Origin of the sequence: Rhizobium acidisoli, from assembly GCF_002531755.2 — a bacterium.
GTDB classification, from domain to species: domain Bacteria; phylum Pseudomonadota; class Alphaproteobacteria; order Rhizobiales; family Rhizobiaceae; genus Rhizobium; species Rhizobium acidisoli.
This window is the reverse complement of record NZ_CP035002.1, coordinates 410,945-433,848: the sequence shown is the minus strand read 5'-3', so window position 1 is coordinate 433,848 and position 22,904 is coordinate 410,945. Positions and strand designations below refer to the sequence as shown.

Genomic DNA, 22,904 nt, shown 5'->3' with positions numbered 1-22,904 from the left:
TACGCGGAAATGGGTGTGCTTGAGTGGCGTGATTATATCGTGATACGATATAAATCAATGGACGAAAGCAAGAAGGCGAAAATGTCTCGGACGATGCCTCACTTGACCGGCCGGCGGCTGCCCATCTATTCGAGATCGGCAAGAGCGCGCGCATGGATCACCTCCTGCGAACGACGCGGCAGAGGAGAATAAGTGTGAAGAAAATCCCGCCGCCGCTCAGACAGGAAGATTACGAGGCGCTCGCCGACCTCAGGTTCGCGCTTCGCCAGTTCATGGACTTCAGCGCCTCTGCCGCCCAGTCGGAAGGACTGCCCGTGCAGCAGCATCAGGCGCTGCTGGCGATCAAGGGGCAACGCGGCGGCGAAGCGATGACCATCGGCATGCTGGCCGAGCGGCTGATCATAGCGCCGCACACGGCGACCGAGCTCGTCGGGCGGCTGTCTGATGCCGGGCTGGTCGAACGCCATGCCGATCCCACAGACAGGCGCCGCCAGACGCTGCTGCTGACCGAAAAGGCGGACGAGCTTCTGACAAGGCTGAGCGCCGTCCATCTTTCGGAAATCAGGGTGATGGCGCCGAAGCTGATCGAGCTTCTCCTCGAGCTTCAGAAGACGGCGCCGAAGGCGGAGTGAACGAAGCCGCGCTGCGAGTTATCTTGAAAGCGTCTTGCCGAGACGATGGATATGGGCGGCGCCGATGCCGCAGCAGCCGCCGATGATCGTGGCGCCAGCCTCGGCCCAGGAGCAGGCAAAACGCGAATAGGCGTCGTCATTCAGATCGTCGCGGGTGTCGTGCAGGCCTTCATTGGCGGCCGATGCGCCCTGTTCCCCTTCGAAGGCATTGGCATAGACGCCGATTTCGATCTGAGCGTCCGCCTGGCGGAACACGCGCGCCGCCGTCTCGACGGCGCCTCGCATGACTTCAGGCTTGCTGCAGTTGAACAGGAAGGCTTCCGCACCTGATGAGACCGCCCAGGAGGCCGCGTCCTCGACACTTTCGCCCGAGCGGAGCTTCGGTTCGCCGCTGTCGATATCGGCCTCGTCATCCGCCAATGTGAAGGAGATCCAGAACGGTTTGCCGGTTGCCGACACCGCCTCGCGGACGGCCTCGCCCTCGGCGATCAGGCTCAGCGTCTCACCGAGCCATATGTCGACGAAAGGCGCGAGGTTTTCGACAAGCACCTTCAGATAATCCTGCACCCGCGAGGGCTGAAAATTCTGCGGCTCGTAGGAGCCGAAGATCGGCGGCAGCGAACCGGCGACCAGCACCTTGCGGTCGGTGATGGAATCGGCTGCCTCGCGCGCCAACCGGCCGGCAAGACGGATCAGCGCCGCCCCCTCCTTCTGGAACCGGTCCTCGCCGATATGGAAGGGCACCAGCGCATAGCTGTTCGTGGTAATGACCTCAGAGCCGGCGGCGATGAATTCCTTATGCACCTCGCGGACGATATCCGGCGAATTGATCAGCGCCAGGGCCGACCATTCCGGCTGTTTCAATTCCGCGCCGAGCCGCAGCAGCTCGCGGCTCATGCCGCCATCGAGGATTCGTGTCGTGCTCATCAAGGGTCTCCATTCAGGCTGCCGCGCCGTTACCGGCGGCGGGCTTTTCATAACAAACGGGGTGAAATGCGCGTCGATACGCGCCGGGGTTCATGGCCGGACCCTGCTAGCGTCGCACCGGCACCTGCGCTTCGAGACCTCGAAAGACGCGGGCGATGACTGCGGTCAATGCGAGATAGAAGAGGGTGACGACGAGCAGCGGTTCGTAGACCAACAGCGTGTCCTGGCGGACCTTGTTCGCCACGGCATAGAGATCCATCACCGTCACCGTGAAGGCAAGCGGCGTCGCCTTGAGCTGCATGACGATCTCGCCGGCAATGGTCGGCAGGGCAATGCGGATGGCGCGCGGCAACCAGATGCGCCGGGTCAGCTTCCAGGGCGACAGGCCGAAGGCCCGGCCGGCTTCGAGCTCGCCCTTGGGCACGGCAAGCAGGGCGCCGCGCAAGACCTCCGCCTCATAGGCGGCATAGTTCAGCGTAAAGCTGACGGCTGCGAAGAAGAAGCCTTCGCGCAGAATCGGCCAGAACAGGCTCTGGCGAATGCCGGGGATCATGGGCAGCAGAGAGCCGACGCCGTAATAGAGAAGCCACAGCTGGATCAGCAGCGGCGTGCCGCGGAAGAAGGTGCAGTAGCCGCGGGCAAGCAGCCGCGTCAGCCTGCCGCCACTGACCTGCGCGAAGGCGAGACCGATGGCGATGATGAAACCGAACACCACCGAGATGACCAGCAACGACACCGTCTGCCAGGCGCCGGTCAGAAGAAGCGGCCAGTAGGAAGAGATCCAGGTGAAACTCATGGGGCGCTTTCTTCAGGCAAGGCGAGGCTGTCCCCGCCGCACCCGTCCCTCGATCAGTTTGAAGGCGACGTTGGAAACGAGCGTGATGGCGAGATAGAGAAGGGCCGAGGCCAGGAAAAACACGAAGTAATGTTTGGTGCTCGCCCCGGCGAGACGGGTGGCGAGCGCCAGCTCCTGGTAGCCGACGACCGCGACCAGCGCGCTGTCCTTGGTGATCGACATCCATAGATTGGCAAGCCCCGGCAGCGCATTCGGCAAGAGCGCCGGCAGCAGAACGCGGCGGAAGCGCAGCATCGGCCCCATGCCGAAGGCCTTGGCCGCTTCGATCTGGCCGGTGGGGATGGCGAGGATCGCGCCGCGCAGCACCTCCGTCATATAGGCGCCCTGCACGAAGCCGAGCACGGTGATCGCCGCGACGAAACCGTTGACGTTGACAGGCGGCAGGTCCAATGCCGCCAGCAGCCGGTTGAGACCGTCGGTGCCGGCATAATAGAGCCCGACGATCAGGATCAGCTCGGGAACAGCGCGGATCACCGTCGTGTAGAAATCGAGCAGCAGGCGAAGTGCGCGATTGCCCGAAAGCTTTCCCAGCGCACCGCCCGTGCCGAGCAAAAGTCCGACCGCGAAGGCGCAGGCCGAGATGGCGACCGTGGAGACCGCACCTGCCAGAAGAACGCCGCCCCATCCCGGAGGATAGGGAGACAGCAGGTCCAGAATGCCTTGTTGCGTGGTCGCCATCGGAATTGCTTACTTCGCGCCGTAGATGTCGAAGTCGAAGTATTTCTTGGTGATGGCGTCGTACTGGCCGTTGGCCCGAACCGCAGCGATTGCCGCATTCAGCTTGGCTTTCAGCTCCGTATCTTCCTTGCGCAGCCCGCCCGACGACCAGATCACGTCGAACTTCTTGCTCTGGAGAGCCGGAATGAGACCATCCCAGGAAATGTCGACGATCGAGCATTTCTCCTTCATCTCGGTGCAGACGGCGTTCATGAGATCGATTTCCCATCCGTGCCACTCGCCCGAGGCGTCCTTGGCGAAGAAGGGCGGATAGGATTCATTCATGACGCCGAAGCGGACTTCGGCCTGCGCGGTGACGGCGGAAAGCGCAAGGGCCGCGCCGGCGAAAAGCATGGGAAGCAGTTTCATTCGCAGGATTCTCCTGGTTCGTGTGTTAGTGATGATGGATGCGCATCAATGGGCGCCGAGACGGGTGAACTCCCGGCAGCGGGCGCTGACCGGCGCCCCGAAAACCTGCTCCGGCGGCCCTTCCTCCTCGATCCGTCCCTGATGCAGGAAGAGGACGCGGCTCGACACATCCCGGGCGAAGCGCATTTCATGCGTGACGATCAGCATGGTGCGTCCTTCTTCCGCGAGATCGCGGATGACCTTGAGGACCTCGCCGACCAATTCCGGATCGAGCGCCGATGTCGGCTCGTCGAAAAGCATGACGGCAGGATCGACGCAGAGCGCCCTCGCAATCGCCGCGCGCTGCTGCTGGCCGCCGGAGAGAAAGGCGGGATAGGCGTCACGCTTGTCGAAAAGCCCGACCTTGTGAAGCAGGGCCTCCGCCTTTTCGACCGCCTCGCGCCTGGAAATGCCCATGACATGGACCGGCGCCTCGATGACGTTTTCCAATACGGTGCGGTGAGCCCAGAGATTGAAACTCTGAAACACCATGCCGAGCCCCGTCCGCAGCCGTTCGATCTGCCGCCAGCTCTGCGGCTGCAGCTTCCCGCCGCGACCGGCCTTCATCCCGACTTCCTCGCCGTTCACCGCAATGCGGCCGCGATCCGGTGTCTCCAGGAAATTGATGCATCTGAGAAAAGTGCTCTTGCCGGAACCCGACGAGCCGATGATAGAGATCACATCCGACTTGTGGGCCTCGGTGGAGATACCCTTGAGAACCTGTTGCGAGCCGAAGCTTTTATGGAGATCTTCGACGCGAAGAGCAGGAAAGGGTTGATCCGACATGCATGGGTCCGGCTGAACTTGAGATGCGAAGGATAATGATAAAATAACGCGGTTTTTTCGCGCAATTATCACCTATTTTGCATATTTTGTGCAAAATAATCTTCCTCGCGCATCGAATGCGGCAGAATGTATGATGTGCCGCAGCTGAAATGGAAATGGACAATGGAACAGCTGGATCGTTTTGACCGTGACATCCTCGATATCGTTCAGCGCGACTGCCAGCTGAAGGCCGAAACGATCGCCGAACGGATCGGCTTGTCTGTCTCGGCCGTGCAGCGGCGGTTGAAACGGCTGCGCGAGGAGGGGATCATCAAGGCCGAGGTCGCCGTCGTCGATCGGAAAGCGACGGGAACATCGATGGTGTTCATCGTCGGCATGGAGATCGAGCGGGACAATTACGACGCTTTGGCGAAGTTTCGGCTATGGGCGGAGAAGCAGGATCATATCCAGCAGGTCTATTACGTCACCGGCGCCGTCGACCTGATCGCCATTGTCACCGCCCGCGACGTCGAGCATTATGACGACATCGCCGCCCTGATCATGGCCGACAATCCGCAGATCCGCCGCATGCACACCAATGTCGTGTTGCGCGACGTCAAGCTCGGCCTATTCGTGCCGCTGGAATAGCGATCGCGCCCGGGCGGCTGGACTCATATCGGACAAAGGGCATAATTCCGGGCGCAGATCCTTGGGAGGAATGACCGTTGACGCTACGACACCAGATCATCGCATTGGCGATCGTCCCGCTGGTCATTTCGATCCTCGCGATCACCACCTTCATCACCTGGCAATCGGCAAACCTCGCCAAGAACAGCATCGATACGTTCGAGCAGAACATGCTGAAGACCAAGGAAGCCGAGATCCTCAACCTGACCAATCTTGCGCTCTCCGCCATCCAGACGATTTACGACAAGGCCGGCGCAGACGACGAGGCCGCCAAGCAGCAGGTGGCGGCGATTCTGACCTCGCTCGACTACGGCAAGGACGGATATTTCTTCGTCTACGACTACGACGGCAACAACATCGTCCATCCGCGCCAGAGTTTCCGGCATGGTCACAATTGGCTCGATCTCACCGACCCGGATGGCGACAAGGTCATTGCCGAACTGATCGCCACGGCCAAGGCAGGCGGCGGCCTGCATCAGTACAAATGGCAGAAACCGTCGACCGGTCAGATCGCCGACAAGCTCTCCTTCGTCGTCAGCCTCGACAAATGGCACTGGGTCGTCGGCACCGGCGTCTATCTGGATGACGTCTTTGCCCAGAGTGCCGCCGCCAACAAGGTGATGCGCGCCAACATCAGGCGGACCTTCGTCATCGTTGCGCTGATCGCCGTACCTTCGGTGCTCGTGGTGTTCACCACCTGCATGCTGCTGACGTTCCACGAGCGCCGCATGGCCGACGGCCGGCTCAAGGCGCTGACACAGCGGGTCATCGACACCCAGGAAGAGGAGCGCACGCGGCTGGCGCGCGAGCTGCATGACGGCATCTCCCAAACTCTTCTCGGCGTGCGTTATGCAATGGACCTCGCCGGCCGCAAAGTCAGGACCAATGTCGATGAGGCTGCGCTGACCATCGAGCGCGGCGTCGAGGCGCTGAACGGCGCCATCAAGGAAATCCGGCTCCTCTCGCATGATCTGCGGCCCCGCGTGCTCGACGATCTCGGCCTGAAGGCCGCGCTCGAAGCGCTCTGTCACCATTTTGCCGAGCGGACGGGGATCGAGACGGAAATCGACGCTTCGGCGTTCACCGATACGCTGAAAGCCGAAGCCAACACCGCGCTCTATCGCGTTGCGCAGGAAGCCTTCAACAATGTCGAGCGGCACGCAGGCGCCTCGAAGCTTTCGGTCAAGCTCTGGAGCGACAGTGGCCGCGCCCGTATGACGATATCCGACAACGGCGCCGGCTTCGACGGCAGCAGGGACGGCGCATCCGGCAGGGCGGGGCTCGGCCTGCGCAACATGCAGGAGCGCATGGCCCACTTCCGCGGCCTGTTGCTGATCAACAGCAGCGAGGCTGGCACGACGCTGACGGCGATGATGCCGAGATCGGCCAATCTTGTCGCCGGCAAGCAGGCGGAAGCCGCATGACGGAACGACCCAAAATCAGGGTGCTCCTGATCGACAACCATCCGCTGGTGCTGGACGGTCTGAAAGCCGTGCTCGAAACCTTCGACCATATCGAAGTCGCCGGCACCGCCGGCCTGGCTCAAACCGGGCTCGACATTGCCCGGCAGATCCAGCCGCAGGTGGTGCTGATGGACATCAACATGCCGAAGCTCAGCGGCATCGATGCGATCGAATTGTTCAGGAATGAATTTCCTGAGACCCGCGTCGTGATGCTCTCCATGCATGACAGCCGCGAGTATATTTCCTCGTCCGTCATGCATGGTGCCGCCGGCTACGTTCTCAAGGACGTTTCGACGGACGAGATCGTCGCGGCGATCGAAACCGTCGCCGACGGCGGCACCTATTTTTCCTCCGGCGTCTTCGATGCGCTGATGGGCGAACGCGCGGAGGAGGGGAGCGATCCTTTGACGCCGCGCGAGCATGACATTCTCGGGCTGATCGTTGCCGGTAGGAGCAACCGCGAGATCGCCGAAGTGCTCGGGATAAGCTCCGCCACCGCCGAAACCCATCGCAAGAACCTCAAGAAGAAGCTCCGCATCGCCACGACGGCTGGCCTCATCCGCTATGCGCTCGACCACGGCATCGCCTCGAGTGTAGGTGGAAATCCGCGCCTACCCACTTCTGGGTAGACCCCGGTATTTCGCCTCTGCGCCCATCTTGTGGGGATAAAACCAACGCCCTAGGACTCCAATCACGGCTGGCCAAGTGCCAAGCCGTTGGGAGGAATTCACATGCGTTACATCAGCTTCCGATCCGCCGGAAAAGCTCGAGCGACCCGAACCGGGCCTGCTGCCGCCGCCGGCTGACAGACCTGCCTTCCACGCCCGACAACTGGAACATGGCGACCGCTATTGCGGCGCCTGAAAGGTATTCCGACATGGAAAAACCACGTAGCAAGGCAGCGCTCTGGCTGCTGATCATCCCGTATATAGGTCTGCTCTGGCCGGCATTTTACAATCTCCGCGAGCCGTCGCTTTTCGGCTTCCCCTTCTTCTACTGGTATCAGCTTCTCTGGGTGCCGATCACGGCGACGCTGACCTGGATTGCTTATCGGAGCGTGCGCCATGACGACTGACATCAACGGTACGGCGCTTGCCGTCTTCATCTTCTTTTTCGTTCTCGTCACGGTCATGGGCTTCGTCGCCAGCCGCTGGCGCAAGCCCGAGACGCTCGCCCATATCGATGAATGGGGTCTCGGCGGCCGCAACTTCGGCACCTGGATCACCTGGTTCCTCGTCGGCGGCGATTTCTATACCGCCTATACCGTGATCGCCGTCCCGGCTCTGGTCTATACGGTCGGCGCCTACGGCTTCTTCGCGCTGCCCTATACGATCGTCGTCTATCCCTTCGTCTTCATGGTCATGCCGGTTCTGTGGAAACGCGCCAAGGATTTCGGCTATGTAACGGCCGCCGACGTCGTCCACGGCCAGTACGGATCGCGCGGTCTCGAACTCGCGGTCGCGGCAACGGGCGTCATCGCCACCATGCCTTACATCGCCCTCCAGCTCGTCGGCATGACGGCGGTCCTGAAGGCACTCGGGCTGCATGGCGAACTGCCGCTGGCGATCGCCTTCATCGTGCTGGCGCTCTACACTTACTCCGCAGGCCTGCGCGCCCCGGCGCTGATCGCCTTCGTCAAGGACATCATGATCTATATCGTGGTGATCGCAGCTGTCGCCCTCATCCCGTCGAAGCTCGGCGGCTACGCCAATGTCTTCGCCTCGGCCGATGCGGCCTTCCAGGCCAAGGGCTCCGGCAGCCTGCTGCTCGGCGGCAATCAATATGTCGCCTATGCCACGCTCGCTTTCGGCTCGGCGCTTGCAGCCTTCATGTATCCGCATACGCTGACCGGCATCTTTGCCTCCAACAGCGGCAAGACGATCCGCAAGAATGCGATCATGCTGCCCGCCTATACGCTGCTGCTCGGACTTCTGGCGCTGCTCGGCTATATGGGCCATGCCGCCAATCTGAAGCTCGACAGCGCCAATGACGTGGTTCCGACCCTGTTCAGGACGCTGTTTTCAGGCTGGTTCTCCGGCTTCGCCTTTGCGGCGATCGCCATCGGGGCACTGGTGCCGGCAGCGGTGATGAGCATTGGTGCCGCCAATCTCTTCACCCGCAATTTCTGGAAAGCTTATGTCGATCCGAAAGTCGGCGATGCCGGCGAAGCCAAGGTCGCAAAGGTGACGTCGCTGGTGGTGAAGGTCGGTGCGCTGCTCGTCATCATCTTCCTGCCGACGCAGTTCGCACTCGACCTGCAGCTGCTCGGCGGCATCTGGATCCTGCAGACGCTTCCGGCCCTGGTCTTCGGTCTCTACACCAACTGGTTCCGTGCACCCGCTCTGCTTGCCGGCTGGTTCGTCGGCTTCTGCGGCGGCACCTTCCTCGTCTGGGATGCCGGCTGGAAGCCGCTGCACCTGATCAGCCTCGGCGGCGAGCCCTTCACCGTCTACACCGGACTGCTGGCGCTTGCGGCAAACATCGGCGTTGCCGTCGTGATCAACGCCCTTCTTCCGGCCAAGGTTCCGGCCCGGGCGTGAGTCCAATCAAAGCAAAGGGCGGCAAACGCCGCCCTTTGCAATTCGCATTCCAGCAGAAGCTGACGATAAATCAATCCGATTTAAAACTCTTCCCAATCGCCGGCCAATGCTGCGTTCCCCTGGGCCGCATTTCCCTGGCCCGCGCTTCGCTGAAACGACCTGCCTACCTTGGCAATCATCTGGCGCGCCGGCGAGGACACAGGTTGAGCATGTTGTGCCGCGGCAGCGGGCTGCGATGCGCGCTTCGATGCCACCGCGCCCCCGATGCTGAACTGGCCTAAGAGCTGGAACAGCGCGTCGGCTTCCTTGGCGAGATTATGGGCGGCGGCTGTCGCTTCTTCCACCATGGCGGCGTTCTGCTGCGTGCCCTGATCCATCCTGTTGACAGCAGTGTTGATCTCCTTCAGCCCCGTTGCCTGCTCTTGCGAAGCGCCGACGATAGCGCCAACATTGCCGTCGACCTGCTGTACCTGTGCGACGATCTCTTCCAAGGCTTTTCCGGTCTCGCCGACCAAAGCGACACCGTTTTTCACATGACCATTCGAAGCGTTGATCAGTTCCTTGATTTCCTTCGCAGCCTTGGCGGAACGTTGCGCCAACTCGCGCACCTCCTGGGCAACGACGGCAAAGCCCTTGCCTGCTTCACCGGCGCGGGCGGCTTCGACGCCGGCATTCAGCGCCAGCAGGTTGGTCTGGAAGGCGATTTCATCGATGACACCGATGATGCTTCCGATTTCGGTGGCGGAGGATTCGATCTTGCCCATGGCATCGACCGCGCCCCGGACGACGCTGCCCGAACGCTCTGCGCTGTCCTTCGTCTTGCGAACGAGCTGTCCTGCTTCCTGTGCCTTGTTGCTCGAGTCGGCGACGGTAGTGGTGATTTCCTCCAGCGCAGCGGCGGTTTCCTCAACGGATGCGGCCTGCTGTTCGGTCCGCTTGGCGAGATCGTCCGAGGAAGATCGGATCTCCTGTGCGCCGGCGGCGATGGCACTGGCGTTCTGGGCAACCTTCTGCATGGCAGCGCGGAGCTTTTCGACCGCGGTATTGAAGTCGGCTCTGAGCTTTTCCAGAGAGGGGATGAACGGCGTGTCGATCTGCTGCGTAAGGTCGCCGTTTGCCAGCGCCTGCAATGCATCGCCAAGCTGGCCGACAGCGCGGTCGGTTTGCTCGGCAAGAGTGCGGCGTTCGTCTGCATCCTGCTCGAGCCGATGCCGTTCTGCGACGGCCCGCTTGGCTTCCGTGTCGGCTTCCCGCTCCGCCTTTGCCGAAATGGCGTCGCGCAGGCCGGCCACGGCGCGCGCAAGCTTGCCGATCTCATCACCCCGCGCTTCGAGGCGACGGTCGCCGTCGAGATTGCCCTCCGCCATCGCCTTCAGCGACAGCTGCAGTTTTGCCAGCGGGCCAACGATCGTGCGCGCGGTAATCGCAGCGGCAACGATCGAAAGAAGAGCCGCGATGCCGAGCGCCGTCAGGACCATCGGCTTGAAGCCGCTCGCCGTGCTGCGGACCTCGCCGCCAATCGATTTGTTCAATGCTTCCTGATAGTCGATGAATTTGTTGATGGCGCCGAGCCAGGCAACGAAGGCCGGCCTTGCCTGTTCGAGCAGGATCTTGCGGGCCGCCTCGCCATCGCCCTTTTCCTGCAGCGCAATGATCTGGGCGACGAGAGGATTGGTTTTCGCCTGGATGTCGGCGATCTCGCTCAGAATGGTCTTTTCCTGATCCGTGGCACCCGCCGGCGATGCAACCATCTCCGCCATGCGTTTTTCGTTTTCGGCGTAGGAGGCGGCGAGCTTTTCGATCAATGCCTCGGCCGTCTTGCGTTCATCGGCGGAGGTCACCAGGGTCACGTCGCGAATGGCGATTGCCCGATCGTGCACGCTGCCGCGGTAATTGATAGCAAAGCGCTGCTTGACGCTGTTGACGTCGTTGATCGTCCCGAGATTGTTGTTGATCTCCGCGACCTGCACTGCCGAGTAGATGCTGAGGCCCGCCATCAGCAGGATCAGAAAGCTGAAACCAAGGGCGAGACGCATCGCGATCCCGAAACTCTTAATGCTGTTCATTCGCGCGCTCCATCGTGTCGGCGAGGTTTAAAGGTGTCTGGGACCAGGATCTGTCCCCGAATGCGTCGCCGGGCACCACTGCGCACGTCGCATCTAGAGCCGGGCGAGCGTCAGGGTAACAAGTCGATTTCATGCGGGATTTCGGGATACCTGGCGGGCCATCATGGCGTAGGTGACGATCCTCAGAACGTCGCTCCGATATGCTTAAAAATAGGAGGAGATATTTTAGAGAGTGTAAACGAAGCCGACAGGGCATCATTATGCTGCGCTTTTTGGACATTTTGTCGTATTTTTGGTCGTAGTGACACCAACGCCCGCGCCGGAATAGAGTACACCAAGTTGTTGGTTTGAATTGGCACACATTTCCTGTTGCAAACGGGCCGTTTAAATCTGCCTGCCAGCATCGATGTTCAGCGATGAAGTTCGCCGTTAAGCGCAACTCTTTGAGAATTGTTAGAAGTTCTCGCAGACTATGCGGTACGGATAAGGGAATAGGGCAGAGGTGGCACGACAGGCTTCTTCCACGTCAAGGCACGATCGGAACCTGGCAGCGAGCTGGCAGGAACTGCTGGACAGTGCCGTGCGCCTGGACTGGGAATGCCGCACCGGCGAAGCGCTCGAGGCTGCAGAAGCGGCTTATGAAGCAGCCCTCGAGGCGGGCGATGTTGCCGGAGCCTTGCGCGCCTCGCATCGGCTTGCGCTCATCCATTTCAACAAGGAGACCTTGGCTGAAGGTCTGAAGATCTGCCTTCGTGCTGAAACCTGGCTCCGATATTGCCAGGATCAGGCTGCGATCATTTCCCTTCAGTCGGTCCATGGCGGCATTCTCGTGGCGCTCGGCGATCTGGAAACCGGCTTCGCCCTGCTGATCGACTGCCAGAAACGCACCAAATCCTGCCCGGATCCGTTGGCCAACTGGCGAGCGCGCACCGCCTATGCGGTGGCACTGTTCGATTCGAACGACTTCGACCGCGCCGCCGAGGCGGCGGCCGAGAGCCTTAATTATGCGGAGGCGAGCGGTCTGGCTAAGAGCTCCGTGCTGATCGCCCGCTCGATTGCCAGCCATGGCGGCGCGCGCGCTCGGCGAACATCGGCTGGCACGGAAGGAGATCGACGCTCTCCTGCTTACCCGCACCGAGGAGCAACTGCAGTCGATCATGATAGAGGCGCAGGCCGAAAACCTGAGCTACGAGATTGCCGAATGCCATTGTTATCTCGGGCTTCTGGCCTGGACGCGCGGCGAAGACGCCGTGGCGGCGAGCGGCTATGTCGCCGCCATTGCCGCCTGTCAGGCCGCGCAGGACGAGGTGCTCGAGGCGGAGACCTCCTATTGGTACGCCTATCTTCTGGCCGGCCAGGGCGCTTTCGATGAAGCGCAGTCGCTGCTTGCCGGCGTCGAGGCGATGGAGCAGGTTCTGGTCGTGCCGCGCATGAAGCTGCGCCATTTCGACATGCGCTTCCGGATTGCCGAAATGGCCGGCGACTGGCGGGCGGCCTTCGACCATCACAGGATCTATCACGAGCTGGTGGTCGAGGATTATCGGCGGCTTGCCTCGGCGCGCGCCTATACGATGAAGCTGGCGCTCGATCTGGAGACCATGCGCCGCAAGGAAGACAGCGCCCGTCTGGAGCGTGAGCGCCTGCTGGAGGAAAATCTGCGGCTTGCCGCCGAACAGCGCGAGGCGGTGCTGGCATCGCGCACCGATCCGCTGACCGGCCTCGGCAATCGCCGCGAATTGCAGCTCCGGTGCAGGGACTGGGCCGATACCGGCGTCACCCATGCAGCCCTGATGCTGTGCGACATTGATCACTTCAAACGCATCAACGATGTCTTCTCCCATTCGATCGGCGATATCGTCCTCGCCCGCGTTGCCGGCTTGCTGGGCGATGCGGGGGCGGAAGGCGGTCTGGCGATCCGCATGGGCGGCGAGGAATTCCTGCTTCTGCTTCCCGGCACGCGAGCCGCGGACGCCTTTGCCGCCGCCGAACGGCTGCGCCTACGGGTGCAGGACCATGATTGGTCTGAGGTCGCTCCGAAGCTAGAGGTCGCCTGTTCCATCGGCCTGGCGGATTGGTCCCTGGCCGATAGTTTGGAAGCGGCGCTGCAGGTGGCCGACGCCAATCTTTACGCCGCCAAGAATGCCGGCCGCAACCGATGCATGGCGCCGGCACCCTGACACCTTCGCACAGCCGTCGCCTCCGGCTTCAGCCGCGCAGCAGCGGCAGAAGCTGATCGCCCTGCCGCTTGATCTCGGAGAGATAGGGCGTGTCGGACAACACGAAATGTGTGATCCCGAGATCCTGATATTTGCGCAGCGACCGCGCCACATCCGCCGCCGACCCGACCAGCCAGGTGGTGCCGGCGCCGCCGCCGCCGAATTTGCCCGGCGCGGTATAGAGATTGTCGTCGAGAACATCGCCACGCTCGTAAAGAGCAAGCAGCCGCTGCTGGCCGACGGCAAGCACGCGCTGGTGATCGTGCCAGCCGGTGCCGTTGCTCCTAGCCATCTCGGCGACCTTCGCCTCGGCGTCGGCCCAGGCTTGTTCTGTCGTGTCGCGGACCAGCGTCGTTATCCGCAGCCCGAATTCCAGCGGCGGGAGGTCGCGGTCGAGCGCCCGGCTCAGCCCCTTGAGCCGTCCGATCCGCTCGCGGACGCCCTCGAGCGGCTCGCCCCAGAAAAGCTGGACATCGGCCTCGGTTGCCGCCACCCGTTCGGCCGCTTCCGAGGCGCCGCCGAAATAGAACTTCGGATGCCGGCGGTTGCCGCGAACCTCGATGCGCGGCACCACGGTGGATTCGGCGACCCGGAAATGGTCGCCTGTAGAGGTGACGTTTTCTTCGGTCCACAGCCTGCGGACCAGCCGCATGAATTCCTTGGTCCTGCCATAACGATGCGCCTGATCGCCCTCGCTGTCGCCATAGGCGGGCAGGTTGTCCTTGCCCGAGACGATGTTGATCCGCACCCGGCCGCCCGTCAGATGGTCGAGCGTCGCCGCTGCGGAAGCGAAGTTCGCCGGCCGCCAATAACCCGGACGGATCGCAATCAGCGGCTCGAAGGTGGTGGTCCGCGCGGCGAGCGAGGCCGCGACGGTAAAAGTGTCGGGACGGCCCCAACCGGTGCCGATGAGCGCGCCCTTCCAGCCATGCTCCTCCAGCGCCTTTGCGTGGCTGGTCAGCGTTTCCAGGCTGTTGTGGTTGTCGACGGCGGAATCGCCGCGATGGCCGGCTCTGATGTCGTTCGGAATATACCAGAGAAATTCGGAATGATTGCTCATGCGATGCTGCGGTTCTGTGTGGTTGGAAAGGGAGCCAAAGGAAAATCGAGCCGACAGATCATACGGCCGCCTGCACGTCCTGCCCCCGAAGCGCAAAGCCGTTCGGCGGGCGCCCGAGGCCGAGATTCTCCCGCAGCGTTGTGCCTTCATATTCGTGCCGGAACAGGCCGCGCTTGCGCAGGATCGGCACGACCTGATCGACGAAATCGGTGAGAGCCGTGGGCAGGATCGGCGGCATGATGTTGAAGGCGTCGGCGGCGCCATTCTCGAACCAGATCTGCATCGCATCGGCGATCTGCTCGGGCGTTCCGATGACGGTGCGATGGCCGCGCGCGGTGGCGACCGCGAGATAGAATTGGCGCAGCGTCAGATGATTGCGCGAAACCAGGTCGGAAACCAGCTTCAGGCGGCTTTTGTTGAGTTCGGTATCTCCCGGCAGGGGAGGGGCGGGATCATCAAGCGAATAGCCGGAAAGATCTACACCCTTATAGTGGCGGGCAAGGATGTTCCAGGCGATGGAGGGGTGAACGAGGGACTGGATATAGTCGTAATTCGCCTGAGCCTCCGCTTCGGTTCCGCCGAGAACGGGGAATATGCCGGGACTGATCAACAGGTCGTCCGGCCGCCGCCCGTAGCGGGCAAGCCGCCCCTTGACGTCGGAATAGAATTCCTGGGCATCGTCGAGCGTCTGATTGGCGGTAAAGATCATCTCGGCGGTGCGGGCGGCAAGTTCGCGTCCCGGTTCCGATGCGCCCGCCTGCACGATGACGGGATAGCCCTGAACGGGGCGGCCGACATTGAGCGGACCCGCCACCGAGAAGAACTTCCCCTTGTGATTGACGAGATGCACCTTGTCGGGATCGAGATAGACCCCGCTTTCCTTGTCGCGGATGAAGGCATCGTCCTCGTAGGAATCCCACAATCCCTTCACTAGATCGACGAATTCCTCGGCCCGCTCATAGCGATCGGCATGGGCGGGATGGCCTGCAATCGAAAAGTTCTTCGAAACGTCGGCGCCCGTCGTGACGACGTTCCACGCCGCACGCCCCTTGGAGATATAATCCAGCGAGGCAAATCTGCGGGCGAGAAGATAGGGGTCCTCATAGGTCGTCGATGCCGTGGCGACGAAGCCGATATGTTCGGTCGCCTGCGAGAGGGCGGCCCAGAGGGTCAGCGGCTCGAAATGCGCGCCCTGGGCGGTGCGGCGAAACGCCTCCAGATCCTTGGCGCGCTCCCACCCCGCCGGGCTATCCGCGACGAAGACGAGATCGAATTTCCCGCGTTCGGCGGTCTGCGCAAGCTGCCGGTAGTGATCGATATTGAGTCCTGCGTCGGCTTGCGCATCCGGATGACGCCAGGCGGCGATATGATGGCCCGTCGCCATGATGAATGCGCCGAGCCGCATTTGCCTTTTCGATGTGCTCATTGGCTTATCCCCAATTCAAATTGCGCTGTCGGTGGATGTCACGCTGCCTTGCGGCCCGGGACGTCGACCCCGAGCCGGCCGAGAAGATGGCTTCGGAACTCTGCAAAGCGCGGATCGCCATGATCGCGCGGCGTCGGCAGATCGATCCAGAGATCCTCGATCAGCCGGCCTTCGTCGAGGACCAGTATCCGGTCGGCCAGCGAAATCGCCTCGTCGACGTCGTGGGTAACGAGCAGCACGGCAGGACGGTGCCGTGCGCACAATTCCCGCAGCAAGTCGTGCATTTTCAGCCGGGTCAGCGCGTCGAGCGCGCCGAAGGGTTCATCGGCGAGAAGCAAAGCCGGTTCGCGCACCAGGGAGCGGGCAAGGGCGACTCTCTGCTGTTCGCCGCCGGAAAGCTGGTTCGGCCACGCGGTTTCCCGCCCTTCAAGTCCTACCTCCGCCAAAGCCTTCCTGCCGCCTTCCTGGCCGGAGGCGCCGGGCAGGCCGAGCGTGACGTTCTGGATGACGCTGCGCCATGGCAGCAGCCGGGCATCCTGGAAAACCACCGAAAGCCTTTCCGGCGTCTCAAGGGTGCCGCTTCCCTCAACACCGTGATCGAGGCCGGCGAGGGCGCGCAGGAACGTGCTTTTGCCGGAGCCGCTGCGGCCGAGCAGGGCAACGAATTCGCCCTCCACTATATCGAGGTCGATGCCGTCGAGAATCGTCTTTGCCGAAAATCGGCGGACGAGGTTTCGGACATGGACGGCGTTGGCTTCGGGCTTCAGTTTGCCAGGGTGCGGCGCCATGAGAGGGCCCTCCGTTCGATGAGACGGACGAGGCCGTCCGAGACGAGACCCAGCAGCACATAGACCACGAGGCCGACGAGGATGACGTCGGTCTGCCCATAATTGCGGGCAAGATCGATCATGTAGCCGAGCCCGCTGGTGGCGTTGATCTGCTCGACGACGACAAGAGAAACCCAGCAGAGGGTGACGGCGAAGCGCAGCCCCAGGAGGAAACCGGGTAAAGCGCCCGGCAGCACCACCTGGAGGATGAAGTCCTTCTGGCTCATGCGCAGCGTCTCGGCCAGTTCGACATAGCGACTGTCGATGCTGCGCAGCGCATTGTGCGTGTGGATGTAGATCGGCACGATAACGGCAAGCACGATGGTCGTGACCTTCATGCTCTCGCCGATGCCGAACCACAGGATCAGCAAGGGGATCAGGGCGAGCGTCGGTATCGCCCGCTTGATCTGGACCGGGCCGTCGATCAGCGCTTCGCCGATCCGGGAAAGACCGGCGATCACAGCCAGGACCGTGCCGATCAGCAGGCCGATGCTGAGGCCGACCAAAGCGCGCGTCGCCGACGTCAGGAGATTGTCCTGCAGGCGGCCCTGCTCCAAGAGCCGTGCGAAAGCCTCGACGACCGTCCACGGAGCCGACAGGACACGCGGGTCAATCCATCCGAGCGCCGAGCCGACGACCCAGGCCAATACCAGCAATGCCGGCCCGATCTGCAGCCCGAAAGGTATCGCCGGGCCGGGACCCAGCCTGCGCCGGGCGCGCGGGCCGGCAGAGCCGAGAAGACCAACCGGCCTTGCCGCGCGTAAGCCCGCCGGCGCAATTTTGCCGCCTGACCTCAGGGACAGTTTCGCCTCATCTGCATCCCAAATGGTTGCCATGCTTGAAATCTCCTCCTGAATGGAATGGGGAAAGTTACAGGCCCTTGGCCAAAGCCGCCGCACCCAGCTTTTCGAAGCGATTGTCGAAAATCCGCTCGACGTCGAACGGCTTGTTGCCGAGCTCGTCCGCCAGCAGGTTGATCGTTTCCTGATGACGCTTCTTAACGTCGCTCCAATCGGAGGGAACGATCTGCTCCCCGGTCATCTTGACGAGATATTCCCCGTCTTCCTGGCTGAGTCCCTGCTGACCGACGTAATATTCCGTGATCCAGAGGTCCGGGTTGCGGTTCACCCATTCGGTAGCGCGCGCCCACAGGCCGACATATTCGGCGAGGGCGGCCGCCTTGGCGGGATCGTCCAAAACCCATTGCGGCGCATAAAGATGGCCGGGATCATCGCGCAGGCCATGCTCGATAAGCGTCGCGCCATCCGGCCCGTATTGCGTGATGTAGCGCCTGATATAGACGGTGCCGAGCGGTGCGATGTCGACCTGTTTGCTCGCCAGGGCCTTCGGATAGACATCGCCGGTGCTCGGCAATTCCACGAGAGAGACGTCGCTACTCTTCAGACCGGCGGCGTGAAGCGCGCGCAAGACGAGAGTGCCCTGAGCCTGACTGGGGCTGAACGCGATGCGCTTGCCGCGAAAATCCGCGAGCGTCTTGACGTCGGCGCCGGGTGCGATGCCGAAGCGGTAGATCGGATTGGCGATCGGGTCGCGGCGTTCGCGATAGGCGATGTTGCGGACCGGCAGGTTGTTCCAGTTGGCGAAGATCGAGGGGATCTCGGCCACCGAACCGACATCGAGCGCATGAGCGCGAAAAGCTTCCGACGTCTGCGGCCCGCCGCTGATATTGGCCCATTTCACTTCGAAAGTGAGCTCCTTGTCGAGGCCGGACACTTCGAGCGCCTTCTGCGTGACCGGATCGCCGATCGTCAGCACGGTGCCCGGCGGCACTTTGGCAAGGAGGGGAGCGTCCGCCTGGGCTGCGGCCGGATTGTGAATGGCGCCGAAGCCAAGCAGACTGAACAATGCGATTTTGAATGTCTTTGCCAATGTCATCATCGATCTTCCCGTTTCGGATTGCTGATTGCAGGAACGATGCACGGTAAGATGGAACATTATCCACTAAATCTATAGACTATTTAATTCAATAATCGCGCCCCTGATAAAAAACTGTCCCAAAGCGCAGGCCCGCCGGACCGATGGGCACCCCGAGGATTGCCGATGCCCAGACGCAAAAAGGCGCCTGAGCATTTGCCGCAGGCGCCTTGTGGTCGGTTCAGTCTTCGATCTTGTCTAGGAGCCGGCAGATGTCAGTCGCTGACGTCAGGCAGCAGCCGGCGGGTATTCGTTGGCCCGGAATACGTGATGATGCACCTTCCCGGTAAAGAGCTGCAGCAGCTCGCCGGTGACCTCACGGCTCTCGAAGCGCACATCGGAGTTTAGCGCTGCGCTCACCGCATCCATATCGGGATAACGGATCGCCAGGGCCATGGCATAGACCGGGGCGCCTTCGTCGCGCTCCATCCCGTCCAAGACCCGAACTTCCTCGGCGCCTGGAAATTTCGTCCAGAGAGGAACGAGCCGCTCTCTGACAAAGGCGCGGAATTCCTCTTCTCTGCCGGGATGGATTTCGCCTTCAAACAAAGCATAACGAATGATCATAGGTTCTCTTTTCCAAAACTCGCCGGAGCCGGATCGATGTGATGCGGGGAGGGGAGGGCGTATCGATCGATACGCCCTGATTGGAGGCTTATTTGCCCCAGATTTTCTTATATTGATCGCGGTAGCCGTTATCGGGATCGAAGCTGTTCTTCGGTCCGCCGTCGAACTCGACGTTCGCGCTGGTCACCACATGCAGCGGCGACACATAGCCCGACCACGGGGCACCGGCGAAAGCGCGGTTCAGCTCGTCGACGAGCTGCCAGCCCTGGAGGTTGAGCGGTTCGGCGACCGTGACCGCCTGGAACTGCTTGGCGCGGATACGCTGATAGGCGCTCTCCGAACCGTCGCCAGCTGCGACGTTCACCGGCTTCCCGTCGCCGGCAATGCCGGCTGAGGCAAGCGACGGTCCCATGAAGTCGTAATAGAGGTCGTTGATCGCCAGCGAATGCGTCCACTTGGCGCCATACTTCTGCAGCAGCGAGGTGGTCAGCTGCGGCATGCGCTGGGAGGTTTCGGCGATCGGCGTGTCGACATATTCGAGCACGGTTCCGCCGAGATCCTCGATCTCCTTCTTCATGCGGTCGGCCTTGGCAATCGCAATTGCATAGGTCGAGTCGGTGAAGATGATGACTCCAGGCTTGCCGCCGGCATCGACGAAAGCCCAATCCGCCGCGGATTTCGAGACTTCCATCGCATCGGTGGTGACGTTGGCGAAAACGCCGACTTCGGGAACCGGACCGACGGCCGAGGCGGCGTGCCAGGAAACCATCGGAATGCCGGCTGCCTTTGCCGCTTCCATCGCCGGCTTCTGCTCGACCGCGTCGAAGCCGTTGATGATGATGCCGTCGGGCTTCAGCGCCATGGCCTGGCCGAAGGCAGCCGTCCGTCCGCCGATCGAGCCGGCGCCGTCAAGCGCCTTCACCGTCCAGCCCAGAGCGCCTGCCGCTTCCTCAACGCCGTTGACCACGCCGAGAATGCCGCCGTTCTTCATATCGCCGGCAAGAATGACGATGTTCTTTCCGCTAGCGCCCTTGGGGCCGCTCGTCGGGCCATCCCAGGCGCTCACCTTGGACGCATATTTGTCGACCACGGCCTTGGCGTCGGCCATGGAATCGGCCAGTGCCGGCATGCTGAGCATAACGGCGACGGTTGCGACCGTTGCCTGCAATAAAGTCCTGCGCTTCATGTTCACTCCTCCATTTTGTTTGTTGTGGAATGCCGGTGAGCCGACATCCTCATTTGGATGCGGGTGTGATCCTCCTCACAGCTCCGCGCTTGCGCTGGGCATAACCTGCAATGCCGATGGCAATCAGCAGGGTTACGCCGTTGAACAGCGGTTCGACGAAGAACGACCCGCCGAATTGCTGAATTCCCGATATACCGACCGCCAGAATGATGACGCCGATCAAAGTGCCCCAGACGTTCACCCGGCCCGGCTTGATCGTCGTCGATCCGAGAAATGCGCCGACCAGCGCCGGCAGCAGATATTCAAGACCGACGCTCGCCTGGCCGATGCGCAGCTTCGAGGCGAGAAGGACCCCGGTCAGAGCAGCCAGCAGGCCGGAGGTGACGAATGCGCCGATCACGAACTTGCGGACCGGAATGCCGTTGAGGGCCGCAGCCTTGGGATTGGCGCCGATCGCGTAGAGATAACGGCCGATCGGCAGATATTCGAGCACGATCCACATGCAGATGGCGATCAAGAGCACGTAGAAGCCGGTGATCGGCAGGCCGAACAGCATGGTGCCGTTCAGCGCATAAAAACCTTCAGGCAGGACACCGACCACCTGCCGCCCGCCGGTGTGCCAAAGGGCAAGCGCGTAAAGAACCGTGCCGGTGCCGAGCGTGGCGATGAAGCTGTCGATCTTGGCGACCTCGACCAGCAGGCCGTTGATGAAACCGGTGAGGACGCCGAGCGCAAGTACGATGAGGACGGCGACCGGCCAGGGCAGGCCGTAGGCGGTCTGCAGGCTGATGGCGAGGATATGCCAGAGCACGATGCCGTAGCCGACGGTCAGATCGATGCGGCCCGATGCCATCGGGATCATCGCGGCCAGCGACAGAAGGGCGATGATCGCCTTGTCGGAGACGATCGAGCGGACGTTCAGCACGGTCGGAAACGTATCCGGCAGAAGGATCGAGAAGATCACGATCAGGCCGAGGGTCAGGATCACCAGCCCGTAAACAGGGATCAGGCGGCCGATCTTCTGGCCTGTGGACAGGCCGGCCATTTCGCTCTTGGTCGGCTCCAGCGCGGTGGATTCAATGGATTGCATGGCTGTTCTCCCGATGGCTCAAGCCGCTTCCGACGCAGATGCTGCCGTTATGACCGCCTCCGTCGTCAGAGCGTTTCCAGTCAGTTCGCTGACGATTTTGCCCCGCGAGAAAACCAGCGCGCGGTGGCAGATATGGGCGATTTCCTCGAAATCCGTCGAGACGACGACGACCGCGAGACCGGCTTCCAGTGCCTGGGTGATCAGGCGGTAGATCTCGGCGCGCGCGCCGATGTCGACGCCGGCTGTCGGATCTTCGGCGACCAGCAGCTTGCGGCCGGTGGCCAGCCAGCGGCCGACGACCACTTTCTGCTGGTTGCCGCCCGACAGCGCCTCCACCGGCAGATCCGGATCGTTCGGCCTGAGGCCGACGGTATGGCCGATCGCATGGGCAAGATCGGCTTCGCCGCGCGGCGACAGAAAGGAGAAAAGTCCGCGACCGACGGCGCCTGGATTGAGGTAGGTGTTTTCCCGAATGGAAAGCGAGAGCGCAACGGATTCCTCCGTCCGGTCACGGGCGATCAATCCGATGCCTGACGCCATGGCCTGCCGCGGGCTGGAAAGATCCGGCACCTGACCACGCAGCAGAACCGAGCCATTGAAAGGCTCGCAGCCGAATAGCGCCCGGCCGATCCGTTCCTGGCCGGCGCCGCGCAGTCCCACCAGTCCAAGCAGCTCACCCTCTCTTATATCGAAGGAAATCGGGCTTGTGCCGGCGCAGACCAAGTCGCGAACCTCAACGATCGCCTTGCCGGGCTTGATCTGGCTTTTGGAGAAGAGACTGTCGCCGCTGCGGCCGATGATCATCGTCACCAGTTCGTCGGGCGTGGTCTCGCTGACGGGCTTCTGTCCCACCATGCATCCGTCGCGCAGCACGGCGACGCGATCGGCGATGCGGAAAATCTCGTCCAGCCTGTGGGAAACGTAGATCATGCCGACGCCCCGCTCCTTCAGGGGGCGGATCGCATTGAACAGCCGATCGACTTCGTCGGCGGGAAGGCTCGCGGTCGGCTCGTCGAGCACCAGAACGTCGGCCTCGACGGCAAGTGCGCGAGCAATGGCGACAAGCGATTTTTCGGTGCGCGACAGGGCCGAGACCCGCGTCGTCGGATCGAAGTCGCAGCCGACCAGTTTCAAGGCTTCCCTGGCGCGCGCCTGCGTCCTGTTCCAATCGATCAGGCCGCCGCGCATCGAGAAGCCCTGCGACAGGCCCATATTCTCGCCGACCGTCATCCACTCGATCAAACCGAGATCCTGGTGGATGAAGGCAACCGGCTGCCGCTCGTTCGGTTTCGGCGGACGATGATGGTAGCTCTGGCCGCGAAAAAGAATGTCGCCATTATCCGGCTTGTAGATGCCGGCAAGCGTCTTGATCAGCGTCGATTTCCCGGCGCCGTTTTCACCCAGCAGCGCCAGGATCTCGCCCTCGCGCAGATCGATCGACACATCACGCAGCGCCTGCGTGCCGCCGAAGCTCTTGGTGATCGATTGGAACTCCAGCAGTCTCTTGGCTTCCACTGTGGCTCCTCCCAAAGCTGC

At 62.2% G+C, this 22,904-nt stretch carries 23 protein-coding genes; 7 read left to right on the top strand and 16 right to left on the bottom strand.

What is annotated here, in order from left to right; genetic code table 11:
* The first annotated feature begins 194 nt into the window (after positions 1–194).
* Positions 195–632, top strand: coding sequence for a MarR family winged helix-turn-helix transcriptional regulator (locus CO657_RS34395; RefSeq protein WP_054183605.1), 438 nt, complete (start codon positions 195–197; stop codon positions 630–632).
* Between the two features lie 18 nt (positions 633–650).
* Here the strand turns inward: CO657_RS34395 and CO657_RS34390 are convergent, their stop codons facing one another.
* The 5 genes from CO657_RS34390 to CO657_RS34370 all read right to left on the bottom strand — a co-directional run bounded on the left by CO657_RS34390 (position 651) and on the right by CO657_RS34370 (position 4,326).
* Positions 651–1,559, bottom strand: a complete 909-nt coding sequence (locus CO657_RS34390) for a homocysteine S-methyltransferase family protein (RefSeq protein WP_054183604.1) — start codon at positions 1,557–1,559, stop codon at positions 651–653.
* Between the two features lie 106 nt (positions 1,560–1,665).
* Positions 1,666–2,355, bottom strand: a complete 690-nt coding sequence (locus CO657_RS34385; protein ID WP_054183603.1) for an ABC transporter permease — start codon at positions 2,353–2,355, stop codon at positions 1,666–1,668.
* A gap of 12 nt (positions 2,356–2,367) precedes the next feature.
* Positions 2,368–3,093, bottom strand: a complete 726-nt coding sequence (locus CO657_RS34380) for an ABC transporter permease (RefSeq protein ID WP_054183602.1) — start codon at positions 3,091–3,093, stop codon at positions 2,368–2,370.
* Between the two features lie 9 nt (positions 3,094–3,102).
* Positions 3,103–3,501: a transporter substrate-binding domain-containing protein gene (locus CO657_RS34375; RefSeq protein WP_063856440.1), complete on the bottom strand. Its 399-nt coding sequence runs from the start codon at positions 3,499–3,501 to the stop codon at positions 3,103–3,105.
* 45 nt (positions 3,502–3,546) lie between these two features.
* The gene (locus CO657_RS34370; RefSeq protein ID WP_054183601.1) at positions 3,547–4,326 is read right to left on the bottom strand and encodes an ABC transporter ATP-binding protein; all 780 of its coding nucleotides are present in this window, start codon (positions 4,324–4,326) and stop codon (positions 3,547–3,549) included.
* A 162-nt stretch (positions 4,327–4,488) separates the two neighbouring features.
* Between CO657_RS34370 and CO657_RS34365 the strand changes: the two genes are divergently transcribed.
* The 5 genes from CO657_RS34365 (at position 4,489) to mctP (ending at position 8,995) form a co-directional block, all read left to right on the top strand.
* Complete coding sequence (locus CO657_RS34365; protein WP_054183600.1) at positions 4,489–4,953, top strand: Lrp/AsnC family transcriptional regulator; 465 nt, start codon at positions 4,489–4,491, stop codon at positions 4,951–4,953.
* 77 nt (positions 4,954–5,030) lie between these two features.
* A complete protein-coding gene (gene mctS, locus CO657_RS34360) occupies positions 5,031–6,416 on the top strand; it encodes a two-component system sensor histidine kinase MctS (protein ID WP_054183599.1) in 1,386 nt (461 codons plus the stop codon).
* Positions 6,413–7,084, top strand: a complete 672-nt coding sequence (gene mctR / locus CO657_RS34355; protein WP_054183598.1) for a two-component system response regulator MctR — start codon at positions 6,413–6,415, stop codon at positions 7,082–7,084. Before mctS ends, mctR begins: the two co-directional genes overlap by 4 nt.
* Before the next feature lie 248 nt (positions 7,085–7,332).
* On the top strand, positions 7,333–7,530 hold the full coding sequence (locus tag CO657_RS34350) for a DUF3311 domain-containing protein (RefSeq protein WP_003591841.1): 198 nt from the start codon (positions 7,333–7,335) through the stop codon (positions 7,528–7,530).
* Entirely contained in the window at positions 7,520–8,995 is a 1,476-nt protein-coding gene (gene mctP / locus CO657_RS34345) for a monocarboxylate uptake permease MctP (RefSeq protein WP_054183597.1), read from the top strand. The genes CO657_RS34350 and mctP overlap by 11 nt, the downstream gene beginning before the upstream one ends.
* 80 nt (positions 8,996–9,075) lie before the next feature.
* Here mctP and CO657_RS34340 read toward each other — a convergent pair whose 3' ends face one another.
* On the bottom strand, positions 9,076–11,061 hold the full coding sequence (locus CO657_RS34340; RefSeq protein WP_054183596.1) for a HAMP domain-containing methyl-accepting chemotaxis protein: 1,986 nt from the start codon (positions 11,059–11,061) through the stop codon (positions 9,076–9,078).
* A gap of 526 nt (positions 11,062–11,587) precedes the next feature.
* Positions 11,588–12,127 (bottom strand): hypothetical protein, encoded by a 540-nt coding sequence (locus CO657_RS37815; protein WP_245487196.1) that lies wholly within the window; start codon positions 12,125–12,127, stop codon positions 11,588–11,590.
* Here CO657_RS37815 and CO657_RS34335 point away from each other — a divergent pair.
* On the top strand, positions 12,126–13,238 hold the full coding sequence (locus CO657_RS34335) for a GGDEF domain-containing protein (protein WP_245487195.1): 1,113 nt from the start codon (positions 12,126–12,128) through the stop codon (positions 13,236–13,238). The two genes, CO657_RS37815 and CO657_RS34335, sit on opposite strands and share 2 nt — an antisense overlap.
* 28 nt (positions 13,239–13,266) lie before the next feature.
* Here the strand turns inward: CO657_RS34335 and CO657_RS34330 are convergent, their stop codons facing one another.
* The 9 genes from CO657_RS34330 to CO657_RS34290 all read right to left on the bottom strand — a co-directional run bounded on the left by CO657_RS34330 (position 13,267) and on the right by CO657_RS34290 (position 22,883).
* Complete coding sequence (locus CO657_RS34330; RefSeq protein WP_054183595.1) at positions 13,267–14,337, bottom strand: LLM class flavin-dependent oxidoreductase; 1,071 nt, start codon at positions 14,335–14,337, stop codon at positions 13,267–13,269.
* A 58-nt stretch (positions 14,338–14,395) separates the two neighbouring features.
* A complete protein-coding gene (locus CO657_RS34325) occupies positions 14,396–15,763 on the bottom strand; it encodes an LLM class flavin-dependent oxidoreductase (protein ID WP_054183594.1) in 1,368 nt (455 codons plus the stop codon).
* A 38-nt stretch (positions 15,764–15,801) separates the two neighbouring features.
* On the bottom strand, positions 15,802–16,551 hold the full coding sequence (locus CO657_RS34320) for an ABC transporter ATP-binding protein (RefSeq protein WP_054183593.1): 750 nt from the start codon (positions 16,549–16,551) through the stop codon (positions 15,802–15,804).
* Positions 16,527–17,426 carry an ABC transporter permease gene (locus CO657_RS34315; RefSeq protein WP_054183592.1) on the bottom strand — a complete coding sequence of 300 codons (900 nt, stop codon included), beginning with the start codon at positions 17,424–17,426 and terminating at the stop codon, positions 16,527–16,529. Before CO657_RS34315 ends, CO657_RS34320 begins: the two co-directional genes overlap by 25 nt.
* Positions 17,427–17,460: 34 nt before the next feature.
* Positions 17,461–18,486: an ABC transporter substrate-binding protein gene (locus CO657_RS34310; RefSeq protein WP_054183678.1), complete on the bottom strand. Its 1,026-nt coding sequence runs from the start codon at positions 18,484–18,486 to the stop codon at positions 17,461–17,463.
* A 267-nt stretch (positions 18,487–18,753) separates the two neighbouring features.
* The gene (locus CO657_RS34305) at positions 18,754–19,092 is read right to left on the bottom strand and encodes a hypothetical protein (protein ID WP_054183591.1); all 339 of its coding nucleotides are present in this window, start codon (positions 19,090–19,092) and stop codon (positions 18,754–18,756) included.
* A gap of 88 nt (positions 19,093–19,180) precedes the next feature.
* Positions 19,181–20,278 (bottom strand): ABC transporter substrate-binding protein, encoded by a 1,098-nt coding sequence (locus CO657_RS34300; RefSeq protein ID WP_054183590.1) that lies wholly within the window; start codon positions 20,276–20,278, stop codon positions 19,181–19,183.
* A 49-nt stretch (positions 20,279–20,327) separates the two neighbouring features.
* Positions 20,328–21,368, bottom strand: a complete 1,041-nt coding sequence (locus CO657_RS34295) for an ABC transporter permease (protein ID WP_054183589.1) — start codon at positions 21,366–21,368, stop codon at positions 20,328–20,330.
* Positions 21,369–21,386: 18 nt separating this feature from the next.
* A complete protein-coding gene (locus CO657_RS34290; protein WP_054183588.1) occupies positions 21,387–22,883 on the bottom strand; it encodes a sugar ABC transporter ATP-binding protein in 1,497 nt (498 codons plus the stop codon).
* Between the last annotated feature and the right edge of the window lie 21 nt (positions 22,884–22,904).